The 20,668-nt window shown below is 60.6% G+C and carries 17 protein-coding genes and 2 tRNA genes; 6 read left to right on the forward strand and 13 right to left on the reverse strand.

Going from position 1 to position 20,668, the window contains the following annotated elements; genetic code table 11:
• Nucleotides 1-235: 235 nt before the first annotated feature.
• A complete protein-coding gene (ctaD, locus tag RD1_RS09100; RefSeq protein ID WP_011568192.1) occupies nucleotides 236-1,906 on the reverse strand; it encodes a cytochrome c oxidase subunit I in 1,671 nt (556 codons plus the stop codon).
• Between the two features lie 304 nt (nucleotides 1,907-2,210).
• Between ctaD and RD1_RS09105 the strand changes: the two genes are divergently transcribed.
• On the forward strand, nucleotides 2,211-2,468 hold the full coding sequence (locus RD1_RS09105; RefSeq protein ID WP_044033047.1) for a hypothetical protein: 258 nt from the start codon (nucleotides 2,211-2,213) through the stop codon (nucleotides 2,466-2,468).
• Entirely contained in the window at nucleotides 2,437-2,757 is a 321-nt protein-coding gene (locus RD1_RS09110; protein ID WP_074958651.1) for a PAS domain-containing protein, read from the forward strand. Before RD1_RS09105 ends, RD1_RS09110 begins: the two co-directional genes overlap by 32 nt.
• Nucleotides 2,758-2,811: 54 nt before the next feature.
• Here RD1_RS09110 and lipB read toward each other — a convergent pair whose 3' ends face one another.
• The gene (gene lipB, locus RD1_RS09115; RefSeq protein ID WP_044033398.1) at nucleotides 2,812-3,492 is read right to left on the reverse strand and encodes a lipoyl(octanoyl) transferase LipB; all 681 of its coding nucleotides are present in this window, start codon (nucleotides 3,490-3,492) and stop codon (nucleotides 2,812-2,814) included.
• 126 nt (nucleotides 3,493-3,618) lie between these two features.
• On the opposite strand from lipB, the gene RD1_RS09120 reads away from it, so the two are divergent.
• The 4 genes from RD1_RS09120 (at nucleotide 3,619) to RD1_RS09135 (ending at nucleotide 8,077) form a co-directional block, all read left to right on the forward strand.
• Nucleotides 3,619-3,704 (forward strand) — tRNA-Leu (locus RD1_RS09120).
• A gap of 243 nt (nucleotides 3,705-3,947) precedes the next feature.
• Nucleotides 3,948-4,021: transfer RNA gene (locus tag RD1_RS09125), tRNA-Gly, on the forward strand.
• A 246-nt stretch (nucleotides 4,022-4,267) separates the two neighbouring features.
• Nucleotides 4,268-6,079, forward strand: coding sequence for an ABC transporter transmembrane domain-containing protein (locus tag RD1_RS09130; RefSeq protein ID WP_044033049.1), 1,812 nt, complete (start codon nucleotides 4,268-4,270; stop codon nucleotides 6,077-6,079).
• A gap of 114 nt (nucleotides 6,080-6,193) precedes the next feature.
• On the forward strand, nucleotides 6,194-8,077 hold the full coding sequence (locus RD1_RS09135) for an acyl-CoA synthetase (protein ID WP_011568197.1): 1,884 nt from the start codon (nucleotides 6,194-6,196) through the stop codon (nucleotides 8,075-8,077).
• A gap of 44 nt (nucleotides 8,078-8,121) precedes the next feature.
• On the opposite strand, the gene RD1_RS09140 is transcribed toward RD1_RS09135, so the two are convergent.
• The 11 genes from RD1_RS09140 to RD1_RS09190 all read right to left on the reverse strand — a co-directional run bounded on the left by RD1_RS09140 (nucleotide 8,122) and on the right by RD1_RS09190 (nucleotide 20,658).
• Entirely contained in the window at nucleotides 8,122-8,958 is an 837-nt protein-coding gene (locus tag RD1_RS09140; protein WP_011568198.1) for an alkaline phosphatase family protein, read from the reverse strand.
• A 143-nt stretch (nucleotides 8,959-9,101) separates the two neighbouring features.
• Nucleotides 9,102-10,739, reverse strand: a complete 1,638-nt coding sequence (locus RD1_RS09145; protein ID WP_011568199.1) for an ABC transporter ATP-binding protein — start codon at nucleotides 10,737-10,739, stop codon at nucleotides 9,102-9,104.
• Entirely contained in the window at nucleotides 10,736-11,548 is an 813-nt protein-coding gene (locus tag RD1_RS09150; RefSeq protein ID WP_011568200.1) for an ABC transporter permease, read from the reverse strand. Before RD1_RS09150 ends, RD1_RS09145 begins: the two co-directional genes overlap by 4 nt.
• A complete protein-coding gene (locus RD1_RS09155) occupies nucleotides 11,545-12,501 on the reverse strand; it encodes an ABC transporter permease (protein ID WP_011568201.1) in 957 nt (318 codons plus the stop codon). The genes RD1_RS09150 and RD1_RS09155 overlap by 4 nt, the downstream gene beginning before the upstream one ends.
• Nucleotides 12,502-12,514: 13 nt before the next feature.
• On the reverse strand, nucleotides 12,515-14,110 hold the full coding sequence (locus RD1_RS09160) for an ABC transporter substrate-binding protein (RefSeq protein WP_011568202.1): 1,596 nt from the start codon (nucleotides 14,108-14,110) through the stop codon (nucleotides 12,515-12,517).
• A gap of 117 nt (nucleotides 14,111-14,227) precedes the next feature.
• A complete protein-coding gene (locus RD1_RS09165) occupies nucleotides 14,228-16,219 on the reverse strand; it encodes a CocE/NonD family hydrolase (RefSeq protein ID WP_011568203.1) in 1,992 nt (663 codons plus the stop codon).
• Between the two features lie 53 nt (nucleotides 16,220-16,272).
• The gene (locus RD1_RS09170; RefSeq protein WP_044033050.1) at nucleotides 16,273-17,385 is read right to left on the reverse strand and encodes a glycerate kinase type-2 family protein; all 1,113 of its coding nucleotides are present in this window, start codon (nucleotides 17,383-17,385) and stop codon (nucleotides 16,273-16,275) included.
• Between the two features lie 30 nt (nucleotides 17,386-17,415).
• On the reverse strand, nucleotides 17,416-17,862 hold the full coding sequence (gene dtd, locus RD1_RS09175; protein ID WP_011568205.1) for a D-aminoacyl-tRNA deacylase: 447 nt from the start codon (nucleotides 17,860-17,862) through the stop codon (nucleotides 17,416-17,418).
• 43 nt (nucleotides 17,863-17,905) lie between these two features.
• A complete protein-coding gene (locus RD1_RS09180) occupies nucleotides 17,906-19,012 on the reverse strand; it encodes a TFIIB-type zinc finger domain-containing protein (RefSeq protein ID WP_011568206.1) in 1,107 nt (368 codons plus the stop codon).
• Nucleotides 19,009-19,434 carry a hypothetical protein gene (locus tag RD1_RS09185; RefSeq protein ID WP_011568207.1) on the reverse strand — a complete coding sequence of 142 codons (426 nt, stop codon included), beginning with the start codon at nucleotides 19,432-19,434 and terminating at the stop codon, nucleotides 19,009-19,011. Before RD1_RS09185 ends, RD1_RS09180 begins: the two co-directional genes overlap by 4 nt.
• Nucleotides 19,435-19,521: 87 nt before the next feature.
• Nucleotides 19,522-20,658 carry an SPFH domain-containing protein gene (locus RD1_RS09190; RefSeq protein ID WP_011568208.1) on the reverse strand — a complete coding sequence of 379 codons (1,137 nt, stop codon included), beginning with the start codon at nucleotides 20,656-20,658 and terminating at the stop codon, nucleotides 19,522-19,524.
• Nucleotides 20,659-20,668 lie beyond the last annotated feature (10 nt).

Genomic DNA, 20,668 nt, shown 5'->3' on the forward strand with positions numbered 1-20,668 from the left:
ATGCGGCACGCGGACCACAGGCGCACGACGTGGTTTTTTGCCGATTTTGCAGGCACCGCGCAGCGCCGTCAGGTGGGCAAAACGCTCTGTCGGTATGACGTCGGTATCACGTCGGTATTGCGTCGGTGCTTGCGCAAAACCGGTTGTGGGCTTTCAGCGGCCCGCCTCGGATGATCCCGAACGCGAAAAAGCCCCGACGGTGCGGGGCTTTTCCTGAGTGTTTCAGACGCGCGCCTTAGTGGCTGTGCTGCTTGTCCCAGTCTTCCTGCTTTGGAAGCTGCTCGAACGTGTGCTCGGGCGGTGGGGAGGGCAGGGTCCATTCCAGCGTGTCGGCGTATTCGTTCCATGGGTTCGCCTCGGTGCATTTCTTGCCGTAGCGCAGGGCATAGGCCATGACGCCAAAGAAGAAAAGGAAGGAGGCAAAGGACAGGAACGCGCCCCAGCTTGACCACAGGTTCCAGTAGGCGAAAGCCTCAGGATAGTCGATGTAGCGACGTGGCATGCCCTGACGGCCCAGGAAGTGCTGCGGGAAGAAGGTCAGGTTTGCCCCGATGAACATCGTCCAGAAGTGCAGCTTGCCGGCCCATTCGGGATACATCTTGCCCGTCATCTTGGGGAAGTAGAAGTAGATCCCGGCGAAGATGGCAAAGACGGCCCCGAGCGACATCACATAGTGGAAGTGCGCCACAACGTAATAGGTGTCATGATAGTAGCGGTCCACGGCGGCCTGCGACAGCACGATGCCGGTCACACCGCCCACGGTGAAGAGGAAGAGGAAACCAAAGGCCCAGAGCATGGGCGTTTTGAATTCCACCGATCCGCCCCACATGGTCGCGATCCAGCTGAAGACCTTGACCCCTGTGGGCACCGCGATGACCATCGTGGCCAGCATGAAATAGGCCTGCTGGTTGAGCGACATGCCCACGGTGTACATGTGGTGCGCCCAGACGACGAAGCCCAAAGCACCGATGGCGATGATCGCCCAGACCATCGGCAGGTAGCCGAAGATCGGTTTGCGCGCGAAGGTCGCGATCACATGGGAGATGATGCCAAAGCCGGGCAGAATGATGATGTAGACCTCCGGGTGGCCAAAGAACCACAGGATGTGCTGGTAGAGCACGGGGTCGCCCCCGCCTGCGGGATCAAAGAAGGTAAAGCCGAAGTTACGGTCCATCAGCAACATGGTGATCGCGCCCGCCAGAACCGGCAGGGACAGCAGGATCAACCAGCTTGTGACAAAGATCGACCATGAGAACAGCGGCACCTTGAACAGGGTCATGCCGGGGGCACGCATGTTCAGGAAAGTCGTGATCATGTTGATCGCGCCAAGGATCGAAGAGGCTCCCGAGACGTGAACCGCGAAGATCGCGAGGTCCATCGAATAGCCGCCCTCATTCGTGGAGAGCGGTGGGTAGAGCACCCAGCCCACGCCAGAACCCGACTGGTCATTGCCACCCGGTGCAAGGACGGAACAGATCGCCAAGGCGGTGCCCGCAACATACATCCAGAAGCTGAGGTTGTTCATCCGCGGGAAGGCCATATCCGGCGCGCCGATCTGCAACGGCATGAAATAGTTGCCAAATCCGCCGAAAAGCGCCGGAATGACAACAAAGAACATCATTAGGATACCGTGACCGGTGATCAAAACATTCCAAAGGTGTCCGTTGGGTGTACAGAGCGCATCGCTGGCGAACATCCGTGCGCCTTCCATACACATGTACTGAACGCCCGGCTCCATCAGCTCGAGGCGCATGTAGACGGTAAAGGCAACTGATACGAATCCGACGAACGCGGATGTGATCAGATAGAGAATACCGATATCTTTGTGGTTTGTGGACATGAACCAGCGGGTGAAAAACCCGCGCTCATCTTGATGGTCGTGCCCGTGAATGGCTGCGTCTGCCATGCGGTGCCTCCTGATTGTGTGTTGCTCCAGGCCGGGGTTCCCGTTCCGACCGTAGATTCACAACGGTTTTAGAGTGTGTTGTGCCAAGGAGCAATGATCCTAATGCCGCACGTGTAAGATAAAATGAAAATTTCTCTGTCTGCGGAAACGGGTGCCGACGACATCATTCGCATTTGTCTCAATACCGGCGGTTAAATCTGTGGATGCGTCACGAGTGGAGGCGGGGTTTAACCCGCTATTTACCGGCGCGGTGTCATTGTTAACGCAGCGTTTGGCAAGGCGGGGATGATAGAGGATGATAACCATGGCATTGGGACGGATCCCCTGGCAGTCTCAGACATCCGGCGTCATTGATGCGGACAGTCTGGAATTCTTACGCCAGGTCGCGGCCCTGGTGCCGGGTATCATCTATGTGTTCAATCACGAGACGATGAGCAACGAATATACCAACCGCTGCATCGCGGAGTTGCTTGGGTACTCGCCGGCGGACATCAAGGCGATGGGCGATGATCTGTTACCCACCATCATACATGATGATGATTTTGACCGCATCGCCGGATGATGATTTTGACCGCATCGCCGGCCATGTGGCCGAATTGCAGCACCTCGCCGATCATGAGCAGGCGGTTTGGGAATATCGCGCCATCGCGCGCGATGGACACGAGGTGTGGTTGCGTTCGATTGAAACGGTCTTCACCCGCGCGGCCGATGGGGGCGTGCTGCGCCACATCGGCGTTGCCTTTGATATTACTGCAGAGAAAAACGCCGAAGCGGTGCTGCGGCAGGCCAATGCGTCGCTGACGCAGCAGTTGGCCGATAGGGGCAATGCCGCGCAGCTATCAGGTGCGTAGTCTTGTGTGGCACGCGGCGTTTTCGGGTATGTTCATCTGCGGGCCTGGGCGCAGTTACGAATCGATCCACGGCGCCGGTTTCGGGACGCTGCCGAAGACCTTGGCGAATGCCTGCATCAGCGCGATATCGAGATCATGCATCGTCACGGGCAAACCCAGATCCACAAGGCTGGTGACCCCGTGCTCGGCAATGCCGCAGGGCACGATCCCGTTGAAATGGCTCAGATCCGGTTCGACGTTGATGGACACGCCGTGAAAGGAAATCCATTTGCGCAACCGGATGCCGATGGCGGCGATCTTGTCTTCGGCAAGGGCGCCCGTCGCGGTCTTTGGTTTGTCCGGGCGCTCTACCCAGACGCCGACGCGGCCCTGCCTGATTTCACCGGTGACGTTGAACTGTGCAAGCGTTGAAATCACCCAGCTTTCCAGCTGTTGGACAAAGAGCCGCACATCCCGCCCGCGCGCGCCCACATCCAGCAGAGTGTAAGCCACGCGCTGACCGGGCCCATGGTAGGTATATTGCCCGCCCCGTTTGGTCGGATACACAGGAAAGCGGTCCGGTTCGATCAGATCCTTTTGCCTGGCACTGGTCCCGGCGGTGTATAGCGGTGGGTGTTCCACCAGCCAGATACATTCCGCCGCGCGGCCCTGCGCAATGTCCGCCGCCCGCCTTTCCATCCAGCGTTCCGCCGCGCGAAAGTCGGTCAGCCCCTCAGAGATGATCCAATCCACCATATGCGCAGCCATAGCGCAGCAGATCGGGCGCGCAAAGGCCTGTCCGTATCTTTCGATTTCGGAAAAATGCAAAATCACTCTTCACAAGGCTGGCGCGGCAGGCTAAAGACCGCGAACCATTATCGTGCGGATGTGGCGGAATGGTAGACGCGCAGCGTTGAGGTCGCTGTGGGGTAACACCCGTGGAAGTTCGAGTCTTCTCATCCGCACCACTTCACGTTTTGGCTCAAATCTGCGCGAAACAAATTGAACGCTGATTGCTGGGGTTTTGCGCCGCAATGCCGGGTCGCGGTCGATCTGAAACAATGCCTCGGGTCCGTTTCTGTTTTGGGGTGTCGTCGGGCGCGGGCCGCGACAGCGGTAATGCGCCAGCGGCACGTGCGTCGCAAAGGCTGCTTTTCACGCAGGGCCACTTGACGCTCACATGGCGATCCAATACTACGTCAACCTGTTGAGCGGGCGTTGTGTAGTGGTAAGACCTTAGCCTTCCAAGCTAATGACGCGGGTTCGATTCCCGCCGCCCGCTCCAGAATTTCAAATCCCACCAAAATCGTGACTGGCGGCGCAGATGGTCTGACGTGGGGCGATCCGGCAAGTGTTTGCGCATCCATCTGCCGGGATGCAAAACCCACCGAAATCGCAGCGCTGTTTGATCCGGGAAATGCGATGCTTTCGCCGCGATTGGCTGCGTAAGTTTGTCTCCTGTAGGCATCGACATCTTGACGCGGCAAGCTGCGCCAGCCATCACAGAAGGCGACACCACGAAGGACAGTTTATGGCCCGGCCCACACCACCGGTTCCCGGCGCGCCCGGGCAGACAGAAGAGCGCGAGAAATCCAAGAAACTTGGGTCTCTCAAGGCGTTGTTTCCGTTTTTGCGCCCCTATCGCCCCTTGCTGTTTGCGGCGCTCTCCGCCCTTGTGGTCACGGCTGTTTTATCGCTGACCCTGCCGCTTGCCGTTCGGCGTGTGGTCGATAACTTTTACACCAAGGACGCGCAGACGCTTGATCTGTACTTCGCAGCGGCCTTGGGGATTGCCGGGCTGCTGGCCGTGGGCACGGGCCTGCGATACCTGCTTGTCACCCGGCTGGGTGAGCGCGTGGTGGCGGACATCAGAAAGGCCGTCTTTGACCGTGTGATCGGGATGAGCCCGGCCTTTTATGAAAAGATCATGACCGGCGAAGTGCTGAGCCGGATCACCACGGACACCACCTTGATCCTCTCGGTGATCAGCTCATCGGTGTCCATCGCTCTGCGCAATTTGCTGATTTTCATCGGTGGGCTGGCGTTGATGCTGTTCACTTCCGCGAAACTGACAGCGATGGTTTTGTTGATCGTGCCTGCGGTTGTGGTGCCGATCCTTGTGCTGGGGCGCAAACTGCGGGTGTTGAGTCGGGAAAACCAGGATTGGATCGCGGCGTCGTCGGGCAATGCCTCCGAAGGGTTGAGCGCGGTGCAGACGGTTCAGGCCTTTACCCATGAGCGGGCCAGCCGGGCGAAGTTTTCCGAATTTACCGAACTGTCTTATGATGCGGCACGGCGGCGCGTGAACACCCGTGCCGTCATGACCGTTATCGTGATTTTCCTTGTGTTTTCAGGCATTGTCGGCGTGCTCTGGATCGGGGCGCGGGATGTGCGCGCGGGCGATATGACGCAGGGCGCGCTTGTGCAGTTTGTCATCTATGCGGTGATGGTTGCGGGCGGTGTTGCCGCGCTCTCTGAGATCTGGGGCGAGTTGCAGCGGGCATCAGGCGCGACGGAGCGCTTGGTTGAATTGCTGCAAACCGAAGACACGGTGGTTGATCCCATCACCCCGCGGACCTTGCCGAGCCCGGTTGTCGGGCGGCTTGCCTTTGACGATGTCACATTTGCCTATCCCTCCCGACCGGATACCAAGGCGCTGGAAAATGTGTCGCTGGCGATTGAACCGGGGGAAACGGTTGCTTTCGTGGGGCCGTCCGGGGCAGGCAAAACGACAATCATCCAGATGTTGCTGCGGTTTTACGACCCCAGTTCCGGTCGCATATTGCTTGACGGGGTTGATCTGGCCGAGTTGCGCCGCGATGATTTCCGCAAATACATCGCCGTGGTACCGCAGGACCCGATAATTTTCGCCGCCTCGGCGCGCGAGAACATCAGGTTCGGGCGCCCCGATGCGAGTGACGCCGAAATCGAAGCGGCGGCACAGGCGGCGGCGGCGCATGATTTCATCGCAGCGCTGCCGGACGGGTACGATTCATACCTTGGCGAGCGGGGCGTGATGCTGTCGGGCGGCCAAAAGCAGCGCATTGCCATTGCGCGGGCCATTCTGCGCGATGCGCCGGTCCTGCTGCTGGATGAGGCGACGAGTGCGCTGGATGCCGAAAGCGAACGCGCGGTGCAATCTGCGGTGGACACCTTGAGCCAGGGACGCACCACGCTGATCGTGGCGCACAGGCTTGCGACGGTAAAAAAGGCCGATCGTATCGTCGTGCTGGATCAGGGGCGTGTGGTTGCCACCGGGCCGCATGATCAGCTTGTCTCTGAAGGAGGCCTCTATGCCCGTCTGGCCAAGCTGCAGTTCACCGAAGGGATCGCCGCCGAATAAGGCGGCGCGTGACCTTACGTTTTTTCCAGATCGCTTGCGCTGTGGTGCAGTTGCGCCCAAACTGTTTTTGCATCGTAGCACGACGCAGCATGACATGTTTTGGGAGGAACACGCATGGGTTTTGCCGGTTTTGAGGATCGCGACGCGATTGAAGCCGAAATGGCATGGGCGGAGCGGCGCCTGCCTGTCACGCTTTATCAGGCGATGAGCGAAACGGCGGCAAAGCATCCCGATCGCAACGCCGTCAGCTACCAGATATTTTCCGGACCCAACGACAAGGCGGAGACGCTGACGTGGTCCGTGCTCAAGGATCAGGTGACGCAGACGGCAAACCTCTTCCGCGCGCTGGGTGTGGGTGAGACGGATGTGGTGGCCTATATTTTGCCCAACGCGAATGAGACCGTTCTTGCCCTTCTTGGCGGCGCGGTGGCTGGTATTGCGAACCCCATCAATCCTTTGCTGGATGCCGAACAGATCGGATCGATCCTGCGTGAAACCAAGGCCAAGGTCGTGGTTACGCTGCGGCCCTTTCCCAAGACGGATGTTGCCGATAAGGCCGCGCAGGCGGTTGCCCTGGCCCCCAATGTGCAAACCGTGCTCGAAGTCGATCTGCTGCGCTATCTCACGCCGCCGAAATCCTGGATCGTTCCGCTGATCCGCCCCAAGCGCGCGGTGCAGAATCAGGCGCAATACCTGAATTTTTCGGCGGAAATTGCGAAACAACCCAAGACCCTCAGTTTTGCCGACAGCACTGAGGATCGCGTGGCCTGCTATTTTCATACCGGTGGTACGACCGGCATGCCCAAGGTGGCGCAGCATCTTTACTCCGGTCTGATCTACAACGGCTGGGTCGGGACTAAGCTGCTCTTTACCGAGCAGGACAACATCATGTGTCCCTTGCCGCTGTTTCATGTTTTCGCCTGTCACGTGATCCTGATGGCGGCGGTCGTATCCGGCGCGCATGTGGTGTTTCCGACCCCGCAGGGCTATCGCGGTGAGGGGGTGATGGACAATTTCTGGAAGCTGGTGGAACGCTGGAAGATCAGTTTCATCATCACGGTGCCGACGGCAATTTCGGCCAAGATGCAGCGCCCGATTGATGCGGATGTGAGCAGCGTGAAGATCGCGTTCTCAGGCTCGGCCCCTCTGCCGCTTGAGCTTTTCAGGCGCTTCGAAGAGGCCACGGGCGTGAAGCTGGTGGAGGGTTATGGGCTGACGGAGGCCACCTGCCTTGTGTCCTGCAACCCGGTGGATGGCGAAAAGAAAGTGGGCAGCATCGGCATCCCGTTTCCCTATTGCAGCGTCAAAATCCTCAAGACCACCGAAGAGGGCCATGTGGAGGCCGGGGTCGATGAAGTCGGTGAGATTTGCGTCTCAAACCCCGGTGTGTTCGTCGGCAGCACCTATACGGAGGCCGAAAAGAACAATGATCTGTTTCATGGCGATCACCTGCGCACCGGCGATCTGGGGCGGGTGGACGGCGATGGCTATCTGTGGATCACCGGGCGGGCCAAGGATCTGATCATCCGGGGCGGTCACAACATTGACCCTGCCGAGATTGAAGAGGCGCTGCTGCACCACGAGGCGGTCGCTTTTGCCGGGGCCATTGGGCAGCCGGATGCCCATGCGGGTGAAGTGCCCTGTGCCTTTGTCGAACTGGTCGAGGGGGCAGAGGTCAGCGAGGGCGAACTGCTGGAATTCTGCAAATCACACGTGCTGGAGCGCGCCGCACAGCCCAAGCATATGACGATCCTGCCGGAGTTGCCGAAAACGGCTGTGGGCAAGATTTTCAAACCGGATCTGCGCAAACATGCGGTGATGCGCATCTATAACGGCGCACTTGAAGAGGCGGGCGTCTCAGCGCGCGTGGTCACGGTGGTAGATGACAAGAAGCGCGGTCTGGTGGCGCAGGTGGCGGCACATGGGGCGGGCGAAGATGAGGTCGCGGCAGTGCTGGGCCAGTTTATCCGCCCGTGGGAATTCAGCACCACAGCCTGAGGCGCGTTCTGGCAAACGGGTGGGGCAAACGTGCGAGGCTGCGGTTACGTCAGAAAGACCGGCGCCTGCATTGTGGCAGCGATGGGCGCCCCCAGACGCGACAGGATCGTCGGCGCCAGTTGCAACTGGTCAATCACAGTATCCGGATCGGGGCCATCGGCCTGCCCGAAGTAATAGAGCGCGGTTTCCTGTTGCAGCGGGTCGCGCCCGCCGTGATGCCCGCGCGCGTCCTGCCCGTGATCCGCGGTAACGATCACCTCATAGCCCGCCGCGCGCCATTTGATGATATAGGGCGCGAGCATCTCGTCCATCTTGGCGCAGGCGTCGTCCATCTCCTGACAGTCGTGGAAAAACCGGTGCCCCATGCTGTCGAGCGTGCAGCTGTGGTAGATCCCGTAGTTCAGATCGAACCGCGTGCACAGCCGGGTCAGCGTGGCAAACAGATCGGCATCCGACGGGGTCATCTGGTTGGCCAGCCCATAGCCTTCCATCGTATGAAATCGGCCATGGTTGATACTGCTGCTTTGCGGCTCGTCATATTCGATATCGCGGACCGGATCGAAAGGCGCGCGGTTGAAAAACTCTGACCAGAAGGAATGGGCGACAGCGCCGGTGACGCCGCCCGCTGCGCGCACCTGAGAAAACAGATCCGCCTGTTTGAGCCGGAAAACCGCGTGGTTGCCGGTGCATTCGTGCACGGCCGGGGAAACGCCTGTGTGAAGGGAGGCATAGCAGGGGGCCGAGATGGAAGGCAGCACCGAACGGTGTTTCCAGACGCGCGCAGCACCGCTGTCTACCCAGCCCTCAAGATTGCCAAAGAGCCTGCGGAAATTCCGATAGGGCACCCCGTCGATGATGATCAGAAGCAATTTGGCGTCCATGTCAAACCCTCAGCCTGTCGCTGCCGCATCTGAGGCCATTTGAGGGCGCAAGGCAACGCTAAAAGGGACAGGGCCAGACAGACGGCGTGGGCCTTGTCTTTCGCGATGGCTGCGCAGACCCGGACATCTGCCGTGACGCGCGATCAGTTGCCCGCGCTTTCCATTTTCCGGTTGGCGATCACTTCTTCGAGCCACCCGAGACGCATTTCGGGCACGGAACTCAACAGCAGGTCCGTGTAGTCGTCAAATGGAGGGCTGAGCACCTGCGATTTGGGTCCATAGCGCACGACCGCGCCTTGATACATGACCGCGATGCTGTCTGAAATGGCGCGCACCGTTGCCAGATCATGGGTGATGAACAGATAGGCCACGTCTTCGGCTTTTTGCAGGTTCAGCAGCAGCTTGAGAATCCCGTCCGCGACCAGCGGGTCGAGCGCTGATGTGACCTCATCACAGATGATCAGTTTGGGTTTGGCGGCCAGTGCACGGGCGATGCAGACACGCTGCTTTTGTCCGCCCGAAAGTTCCGCCGGATAGCGGTCCTGAAACCCGCTGCCAAGCTCGATTTCGTCCAGCAGTTCCTGAATGCGTTTCTGTTTCTCCGCACCCTTGAGGCCGAAGTAAAATTCGAGGGGCCGCCCGATGATCGTGCCGACGGTCTGGCGCGGGTTCATCGCGGTGTCGGCCATCTGATATATCATCTGCAACTCGCGCAGGTCTTCCAGTGGCCGGGTGGGCAGGTCAGGTGTCAGTACGCGCCCGTCAAAGGTGATCTGACCCGCACTGGGCGGCAAAAGCCCGGTGATCACCCGCGCCAGCGTCGATTTTCCGGACCCGGATTCGCCCACGACCGCGAGCGTCTGACCGGGATGCAGATCAACGTTGATGTTTTTCAGAACGTCGAATTTGGTGCCGGGGTAGCGCGCGGTTACGCCTTCGATCTTCAACACAGGCTCGGCGGTGGGTTGCTTTTCCTCGTGATTGATGGAGCGCACGGAGACCAGTGCCTGCGTGTATTCTTCCTGCGGGTTGTTGATGATCTGATCGACCGTGCCGAATTCGACCATTTCGCCCATGCGCAGCACCATGATGTGGTCCGACACCTGTGCGACCACGGCAAGGTCGTGGGTGATATAGAGCGCGGCGACACCGGTGTCCCGGATCGCGTCCTTGATCGCGGCCAGCACATCAATCTGTGTCGTCACATCCAGCGCGGTTGTGGGTTCGTCAAAGACCACGAGGTCCGGTTCAGGGCAGAGCGCAAGGGCGGTCATGCAGCGCTGCAATTGCCCGCCGGAGACCTGATGCGGATAGCGCTGGCCGATGTTTTCCGGATCGGGCAGGCCGAGTTTGGCAAAGAGCGCGACCGCGCGTTCCTCGGCCTCCTTGCGGGCGAATTTGCCTTGCAGGATGGCGGCTTCGGTGACCTGTTCCAGTATCTTCTTGGCCGGGTTGAAAGAGGCGGCAGCGGATTGGCTGACGTATGTGACCTCGGCCCCGCGCAGCCGGCGGATGTCACGGATGCCGGATTGCAGGATGTCGCGCCCGTTGACCTCAACCGAGCCGCCCGTCAGTTCCACACCGCCGCGCCCATATGCCATGGAGGCAAGACCAATGGTGGATTTGCCCGCACCGGATTCCCCGATCAGACCCAGTACCTTGCCGGGGGCCAGATCGAAATCGACACCATGCACGATTTCGATGTCGCGCGCTTTTTCGCCCGGCGGGAAGATCGTCGCGCCGATTTTCAGGCCACGGACTTTGAGAAGGGGTTCGCTCATCCCCGGCCCCCTTTCAGGCTCGTGGTGCGGTTCAGCACCCAATCGGCCACGAGGTTGATCGAAATGCACAACACGGCGATAGCATAGGCCGGATAAAGGGCCGCCGCGATGCCGTAGTTGATGCCTTCCTTGTTCTCTTTCACGATGCCGCCCCAATCCGCCTGCGGAGGCTGCACGCCAAGGCCGAGGAACGACAGGGTGGACACGAAGAGCACCGCAAAGATGAACCGCAGGCCCATTTCGGCCACCAGCGGCGACAGCGCATTGGGCAGGATTTCGCGAAATATGATCCAACCGGTTTTTTCACCGCGCAGGCGCGCCGCTTCGACGTAATCCATGACCGTGATGTCCACGGCGACGGCACGCGCCAGCCGATAGACCCGCGTGGAATCCAGCAGGCCCATCAGAACGATGAGGATGGTGATCGTCGTGGGCATGACAGACAGAACCACAAGCGCGAAGATCAGCGAGGGGATCGACATGATGAGGTCAACAGAACGGCTGATCGCCTGATCGACCCAGCCGCCGGAAACAGCGGCAAAGAAGCCCAGCACGGAGCCTGTGATGAAGCTGAGCGCCGTGGCGGCGGTGGCGATAAAGATCGTTGTTTGCCCGCCATAGATCATACGCGAGAGCAGATCGCGCCCGATGTTATCGGTGCCGAGCATGAATTGATCTGAGGGCGGCTCCCAGACATCGCCGACGACTTCGGCCATGCCATAGGGCGCAATCAGGGGCGCAAAGATCGCCATGAGGAAAAACAGGGAAGTGAAAAACAGGCCGACAAGGGCCGCAATGGGTATTCTCATTTCGGATGCCTCAGCCTTGGGTTTGCAAGGATCGACACGATGTCCGCGACGAGGTTCAGACCGATGTAGACGGCGGCAAAGATCAGCCCGCAGGCCTGCACCACGGGGATGTCCCGTTTGGCCACGTGATCCACAAGGTATTGGCCCATGCCGGGGTAGGCAAAGACGACCTCGACCACCACGACGCCCACGACGAGGTAGGCGAGGTTGATCATGACCACATTCACGATCGGCGCGATGGCGTTGGGGAAGGCATGTGTGGCGATGATTTTCAACATCGGCATGCCCTTGAGTTCGGCGGTTTCGATATAGGCCGATTGCATCACGTTGAGGATCGCGGCGCGTGTCATGCGCATCATATGCGCCAGCACTACCAGCGTCAGCACCATGACCGGAATCGCAATGGCGTTGAGCTTTTGACCAAGGCTCATGCTGTCGTTGATGATGGCGACGGAGGAGAACCAGCCGAACTGGATGGATATCCAGTAGATCAGGATGTAGCCGATCATGAATTCCGGGATGGAGATCGTGGTCAGCGTCACCCCGGAGATCAGTTTATCAGGCCAGCGGTCCTTGTAGCGCACCGCCAGAAGGCCGAGAAAAATCGCCAGCGGCACCGAGATGGCGGCGGCCCAGAAGGCGAGGAAAAGCGTATTTGACAGGCGTGAGCCGAGGCTTTCGGCGATGTCGCGGCCATTGGTCAGGGCGGTGCCCAGATCGCCCTGCATCACGCCGCCCAGCCATGCAAAATAGCGGGTCAGCGCCGGTTCGTTAAGGCCCAGTTCACGGCGCAGGTTTTCTAGCGCCTCGGGCGTGGCTGATTGGCCAAGGATCTGCTGTGCCACATCGCCGGGCAGGATCGAGGTTCCCGCAAAGATCAGCACAGAGGCGGCGAAGAGCAAAAGGATACCCAGCGCAACGCGCTGGGTTACCAGTTTCACAATGGGATGCATCTGACCGACCGCCCTAAGCGTCCGTCAGCCAGCATTTGATCGGTGCCTTGTTGTTCATCAGCGGACCGTTCGGATCATCGACCCAACCGCCCACGTTGCTGGCAATAGCCCCGACGAAATCGTTGAACATCGGCAGGATCAGCCCGCCTTCGTCGCGCAGCATCATGGCCATTTCCGAATAGATGGCCTTGCGCTTGCCCTCGTCGATTTCGGCGCGGGCGGCCAGCAGTTTTTCGTCGAACTCCGGCACCTTGAAACGCGTGTCGTTCCAGTCCGCAGTCGACAGATAGGCCGTCGAATACATCTGGTCCTGCACCGGGCGACCGCCCCAATAGGAGGCACAGAAGGGCTGCACATTCCAGACTTCGGACCAATAGCCGTCATTCGGCTCGCGCTTGATTTCCAGTGGAATACCAGCGGCTTGCGCGGATTGCTGGAACAAGGCGGCAGCATCGACCGCACCGGGGAAGGCGCCATCGGCCGTGCGCAGGATGATGGGCGATCCGTCATGGCCGGATTTCTTGTAGTGCTCCGCTGCTTTGGCAATGTCATGCTCGCGTTGCGGGATCGTGTCATCAAACAGTGGATAGCTGGCATTGATCGGGAAATCATTGCCGATGGAACCATAGCCGCGCAGGATCTTGTCGACCATCTCCTCGCGGTTGATGGCGTATTTCAGGGCAAGGCGCAGCTCGTTACTGTCAAACGGGGCCGTGTCCACATGCATGATGAACACGTAGTGCCCGCGCCCTGACGTCGATTTCACGGTGAGATTGGGCGCACGGTCCAGAAGGGCCGCCACCTTGGGGTCCACGCGGTTGATCATATGTACCTGCCCCGACTGCAGGGCTGCGGTGCGCGCGGTTGCGTCGTTCAGCACCAGTTGCTCGGAAAATTCGGCAAAGCCACGGTTGTCCGCATCCCAATAATCATCGCGCCGCTTGAAACCGTGACGCACGCCGGGTTCGTCGAATTCGATGGTGTAGGGGCCGGTGCCGATGCCCGCAGCGGGATTGTCCATGCCGCCACCGGGCTGGATCATCAGGTGGTAGTCGGCCATCAGGTAGGGCAAATCCGCATTGCCGGTGCTCAGATCAACGATGAAGTTGTCGCCATCCACGGACATATCCTCGATGCCGCGCATGATGCCGAGGGCGCCCGACTGGCTGTCTTCGTTGGAGTGGCGCTGCATGGTCAGCATCACATCTTCTGGGGTCATCTCCTTGCCGTTTGAGAACGGAATGCCCTTGCGGATTTTGAACACCCAGCGCTTGGCGTCAGATGAGCCTTCCACGCTTTCGGCCATGCGCATCTCAAGATTTCCGTCAGCGCCGACATCCACGAGCGTCTCGCCCCAGTGGCGCAGGTTGTAGAGCGGCACTTCCGAGGCGGTCAGGGCCGGATCCTGTGTGTTCGTGCTCTCGCCGCCCGAAGCGCCCAGTTTGATCGTGCCGCCGCGCACGGGGCCTGCTGCCTTTGCAGCGCTCGCAAGCATGGCATTAGCGACCACGGCTGTGACACCAAGCGCTGCCGCGCGCCCCACGAATTCGCGGCGGGTCATCAACCCTTTGGTCACACGTGTACTAAGGTGCTTGAGTTCGTCGTTCATCGTCATCTCCCGATTGTGACGCGCTTTGTGCGCTCATCTGTTATTTCTTGATGTCAGTAAGCATGCGCATTTCCTGCCATGCCGCAAGGCTTATTGCGTGAATTTCATTGCACCCATCTAAATGTGGTCGCGCGGAATTTGGTCCGACACATCACGTGCATAGATGCATTCGTCGTTCTCATAGGCTTCGATGCGTGCAGAGAGGAAAAACGTGTCGGCATCGCACCACATTTTGCTGTGCGTTTCCGTACGCAGGCGTATGTTGTCCCGTTCGATCTCCTCGGTCCAATGGCAGGTACCGCTGGCCGACAGGGGATCATCCGGGTGAATATCCCAGCGTTCGCGCGCAACCGAACCCGCGATCAGGCCATGTTCAATATCGCGCAGCTTGCCGAAGTCATCCTCGATGACAAGCGATACGATACCTGTGGTCATGTCCGTTTCGCGGCGTCGCAGGCTGTTGGCCTCGCGCAGGGTTTCGACCTGCCAGGGTTCAGCGGCGGTCGGCGGTCCGAACTGGCATTCGTCGCGCCGCGCGGTGCGGCGCACGGGCAGGTTCATTGTCCCGCTGTGCAGCGTGATCCGGGCCGCCTGCGGTGCGGGCCAGATCAGCGGCCAGTAGTTTGTCGACACGGACACCCGCAGTTTGTGACCCTTGGGCAGCCGGTAGGCGATATGATCGAGGTGGAAAACCACACGGACCGGTTCCCCCGGCGTCAGATGGCTGGGGTTGGCATGCCCGTCGCGGTGGCTCAGGTTCATCACGCCATATGTGATGCGCGTCGTCGCACCATCGGGATGCACGTGATTGAGCCGCACGGCGATCTGCGTCTGTGGCTGGTCAGAACTCAGCCGCAAGGTGATGCGCGGCGCGCCGAAGATATCCGTGTCATCCTCCGCCGGGGCGCTGTCAAACGTGGTGGAATGCGTATCATCGCGCCGCTGATCACCCGGCATTTCCGGCCCCAGCCAGATCGCGCAATATTCACCGGATTCCGCACCGCAATCCTGTGGCGATGAGACCTCTGCCCGCAAGGCACCGGCCCCATCCGACAGCCCGTTGTTCGTCAGATGCAGGGAGCGATGGGGGATATGGGTTGTCGCGCCATATTCCTCCGCCACCCAGCGGCCCGGGCGTTCGGTATACCAGCGCTGCGGGCGCGCGCCGTCCATGATGTAGGCGCGGTAGTCAGGGTCCTGCGTCACTCCGGTGTCGATATCCTTGAGCCAGTGATCCCACCAGCGCAGCGCCTCCTGCAGAAAACCGATGCGCGGTTCGGGCACGGCGAAATGGGGGTATTTATGCACCCATGGCCCGACAATGCCCTTGGCGCCGGGCAGTCCTTCGACCAGTTGGGGCACCGCGTTTTTATAGGCATCCCCCCAGCCGCCGATGGCAAGTACCTTGGCCTTGATGGCGCTGTAGTCCTCGCAGACCGAGCCGTGTTGCCAATAGGTATCGCGCCTTTGGTGACGCAGCCAGACCGCAGGCAAAAATGGTTCGTTTTCAAGGCGTTCCAGCCACATGGCGCGCCAGTCCGGGCGCAGGGCAGGGTCGGGCGCGCGGCTGGAATAGGCCCACATGGTCGACCCCCAGCCGAGGTTTTCATTCAGCAGGCAGCCGCCCTTGTAATGGATGTCATCCGCATAGCGGTCCACGGTCGAACACAGTGTGATGACCGCTTTGAGCGGGGCAGGGTCAAGGGCCGCAACCTGCAGGCTGTTGAACCCGCCCCAGCTGATCCCCATCATCCCGACGCGCCCGTTGCACCAGTCCTTGGCGGCGATCTGGTTGATGACTTCGACCGCATCGGCCAGTTCCTGCGGGGTGTATTCGTCCTGCATCAGCCCTTCGCTGTCGCCGTTGCCACGTATGTCCACACGCAGGCAGGCGTAGCCGCGCGCCGCGAACCACGGGTGTGTCAGCGCGTCGCGCGCGCAGGTGCCGTCGCGCTTGCGATAGGGCAGATATTCGAGGATCACCGGCACAGGATCTGACCCTGCATCCTTGGGTTTCCACAATCGCGCAGAGAGCCTGCATCCGTCTGAAAGCGTGATGCCGAAATCTGCGTCTTCTTCGATGTCGCGTAAGGAGGTGTCGTCAGCCATGCGCTAACGGTTGCCGCCTTGCGCCCTGTTGTCAAGCAGTCGGTGTGGCCTTGTCACACCTTCAGCGCGATGACGAGGTCCATCACATTTGTGCCCGTCGGCCCCGTGCGCAACAACGCCCCGCGCGCGTCCAGCCATGTCCCTGCATCGGCGCGGTCAAGCGCGTCCTGCCCGCTGGCATCCCATGTTTCGCCATCGACAATGGCCCCGGCGGCATCGGTCGGCCCGTCCGTGCCATCGGTGCCTGCAACCAGCACCTCAATCCCCGACTGGCCCGCGATTTCACGCGCGATCAACAGGGCGAGCGCCTGATTGCGCCCGCCGCGTCCCGGCTGCGGCGGCAGGATCACGGTGGGCTCACCACCCCGGATGTGCACGCCCGCAGGCCCGGACACAAATGCGCGGCCGAGACGGGGCCCGAGCGTTTTGATGTCGTGATAAAGGCTCTCTTCGTTCGACCTGACCGGCAGGCCCTGATCCGTGGCCTTTTGCGCGACGGCCTGTCTGGCGATGGCGTTGCTGGCGACGATCTGCGCGGTGAAGGAAAAGGGCGGATCCTCCGGCGCATCTGCAATCCCCGATCCGATGACGCAGAGCAAATCGCCTTCCACATCCGAAATCGCGAGGCTCGTCACCTGCGCGCCGCTGAAGTTGGACAAAAGCTTGCCCCCCTTTACCCGGCTGAGGGTTTTGCGCACCCTGTTCATCGCGTGAATATCCTCGCCAGAGCCGAGCATTTCGGTCGTTTTCGTCTTAAGCCCGGCCAGATCCAGCCCCTCGACCGGGGCTTCGGCAAGGGCAGAGGCGCCACCGGACACCAGCATCAGCAGATGGCTGCCAGCCGCCATGCGCGACACCACATCCAGCATGCGCGCCCCGGCCCGCAGCGAGCTTTGATCCAGTACCGGGTGCGCCGCCTCGATGATTTCCGCATGCGCGGGGGCACCGTCCGCGTGGCCATGTTTCGTGACAATCAGGACAGGGGCGTTGGGGAATTTCTCATGCGCCGCAATCGCCATGGCCGTGGCGGCCTTGCCCACGGCGATGATCTGATCGGGGGGATCGGTCACGGCATCCGTTGACAGCGCATGCTGCACAGCGCTGTCACCCCGCACCGCCATGACGCCAGCCTCAAACAGGGATACCAATGTGTTTTGATGTGTCATGCGATGTTGTGCGCCATTGAAAGGAAAAGGTCAGCCATCGGCTGTATCAAGCCAGAGCGTAACAGGCCCATCGTTGCAAAGCGATACCTGCATGTCTGCGCCGAACTGGCCGGTCTGCACGGGAATGTCCAGCGCGCGCAGATCCTGCGCGAATTGCTCGTACAGCGCTTGCGCCTCTGCGGGTTTGCCGGCACCGGAAAAACCGGGGCGATTGCCACGCGAGGTGTCGGCGGCCAGCGTGAACTGGCTGACCACGAGGGCGGCACCGCCGGTTTGTGCAAGGTTCAGATTCATTTTCCCGGCGTCATCCTTGAACACGCGCAACCGTGATATCTTGGCGGCCAGTCGCGCGCTTGTGTCCTTCGTGTCACCGGGCATGGCACAGATGAAGATCAGCAGCCCATGGTCAATCGCGCCGATCGTATTCCCATCGACCGCGACCGATGCTGAACTCACGCGTTGCAGCAGCGCCCTCATCGCGTCACCCCCGCGCGGTGGTGTTTCGGTTTGACAGATTGGATCATTGGTTCATCGCGTAAAAATATCCCACGGCAGCGGCCATAGATAAACCGACGATTGCGGCCAGTGCAATCTTGATCGCTGAATAGGGCCGCTCGCCCTGCACTTTGCCTGTGCGCCCGTTCACCACAAAGCGATAGGTCTCGCCGCGGTATTTGTAGGCGGCAAGCCAGACCGGCAGGAGGATATGTTTGAACGTGACATCGCGAATTTGCGTATCGACGCGGTGAATGCGTTGCCGATCACCGCCGATATCGAATTTGATGTCACGGCGGATCGTGGCGTCCATGATCGCGCGCGCCTCCACAAAGCCTTGCTCCAGCGTGACGGCGTATCCTTCGGCGCGGAAGCCTGCGAGGTATTCGGGCGTATAGGGTTCAAGCGCGGCAAGATCCCAGGGGGCCAGACCATCGGTGAACCTTTTGGGAAGGCTTTTTGATGCCAGCACCAGAACATCATCAAAGAACCGCGCAACCTGCCCGCGCGCGGCGCGCCATCGCACCTTGGCCACCCGCACGGTTGTTGGTTTGCCGTCGCGCATCACCTGACGGGTCTGATAGTAGACCGTGCCCCGCTCGCCGCTATAGCGCGACGTGGTGTCCGCATCATAGGTCCAGTAGGGCACATAGATGCCATCCATCTTGCGCCCCTTGCGCGCGTAATCCTGCAGCCCGTTTGGCGCGAACCAAAGCGAGCCCAGCCAGTCGTTCATCGCGTCATGGGCGGTGCGCTCGTCCAGTGCGAAAGGCAACACCGCCCGGGGTTTGATGTGGCGGTGGGTGCCGGTGTCGGTAACAACGGGCGTTGCACAGAACGGGCATTCCTTGGCGTGGACATTGGGGTCAAAGGCGACTTCGGCGGCGCAATTGGGGCAGGAGGAGACGCGCGTCTCTTCCATCTCGGGGGCCGGCAGATCGCCCTTCAGGGCCGTGTTGAAATCAAGCTCGCGGATTTTCGCCGCCGCCCATGGCCCCTGATCGAGGCTTTCCATATGTCCGCAATGCGCACAGATCATCTGCCCCTGTGCCGGGTCAAACCGCAGGTCTGCGCCGCAGGTGTCGCAGGGAAAATGATGCTCTGCCTGCTGGATTTGCGCCTCTGTGCTCATAACATACCGTGGAGGGATCGAGGTGTGATCCGGCGCAGCGCCCCGTCCATCAGCGCCATGTGCCGCCAGAGGTTGAAGAGTGCGTGCAGGGCCGTGGCTGCGACCAGAGCAACCAGCAGCGCATGCGTGTCGGGGCCGGGTAAATGCGCCCCAAAGCTCAGCGCCAGCGTGCTGAGGGATGTCCAGACCAGCAGAAGATACATGGCGCGATTGAGCCATGGGTGCGCCTGTCGAAACGGCCCGGTCAGTTTCGGACCCGGCCCATTCATCAGGCCAAACGCAAGGGCCAGCGCGCCCATGGCCAGACCGCTCAGCCCGAAGGCGGCGGTGAATAGTGCGGTTTCGCGCCCCGATGTCAGAACCAGTAGGAGCAGAACCAGCACCAGCCAGTGTAACAGGATGGTGGCGCGGCGCCGGGTCATGACACGCGCGCTTTCGTCGGTTTCTGGCGCGTGATCGGGTTCAGCGGTGACGGCGCGGCATATGGTTTCTGACGGTCTCTCAAGGGTTTATCCCGCGTTCGGCAGGGGCGGGGGAGGCGGCAGGACGGTGAAAAGCTGTGCGAGTTCCGTGACGTCCTCGGCGGCCATCCAGCCGTCCTGACCGGGCGTCCAGACGAGGGTCTGACGCGTCAGCGCCCCTTCGCTCACCATGCGGCCCATCTTGGCCTTTGAAAAGGGGCCCTTGGTCTGACCCTGCTCTGCGATGTGCCAGACATGTTCGACCGGGGGCAGGGCGGGAGGGGCCATGTGCCGCGCCGCAGCAGCCGGTGCCGCCTCGGCCCGCGCGCCCCAGGGGCCTGCCTGTTGCGCGGCGGCCTGCCCGATCTGCATGCCCAGACCGGCACCCAGACCGGTCTGCAGGGCAGCCGCCCCGCCGCCATCGCGGCCCAAGGCTTCAGCGGCCTGAAACTGCATGTATTCGTTGAGGTTCCCGATCACACCCATCGACGAGCGCTTGTCCATGACCTGTTCCACCGACGGCGGCAGCGAGATGTTTTCGATGTAAAGCTCCGGCATGGTCAGCCCGTATTCGGTCAACTGGCCGCTGATTTCCTTGCCCACCAGCTGACCCAGTTCACGCGTGTTGGCGGCCATGTCCATGACCGGGATGCCTGCGCGCGCGAGCGTGCGCGAAAATTCCTGCACGATGATGTTGCGGATCTGAAAGCTGATCTCATCCATGGTGAATTCGCCATCGGTCCCAACGATTTCGACAAGGAATTTGGCCGGGTCACTCACCTTGATCGTATAGGTGCCAAAGGCGCGCAGCCGGACCGGGCCGAATTCCGGATCGCGGCAGATCACGGGGTTCTTGGTGCCCCATTTGAGATCGCTGAACCGGGTCGTGTTGACAAAATACACCTCGGATTTGAACGGGCTGCGAAAGCCGTGGTTCCAGTGTTGCAGCGTCGTCATCACCGGCATGTTGTTGGTTTCAAGCATATAAAGCCCCGGCGTAAAGACATCCGCCAGTTGCCCCTCATGCACAAACACGGCCGCCTGACCCTCGCGCACGGTCAGTTTCGCACCATATTTGATCTCATGCCCTTCCCGTTCGAAACGCCACACCATGGTGTCACGGGTGTTGTCCGTCCAATGGATGACGTCGATGAATTCGCCGGAGAGAAAATCAAATATACCCATATGTCTCGGT

It is taken from the genome of Roseobacter denitrificans OCh 114 (genome assembly GCF_000014045.1).
Classification (GTDB): Bacteria; Pseudomonadota; Alphaproteobacteria; order Rhodobacterales; family Rhodobacteraceae; genus Roseobacter; species Roseobacter denitrificans.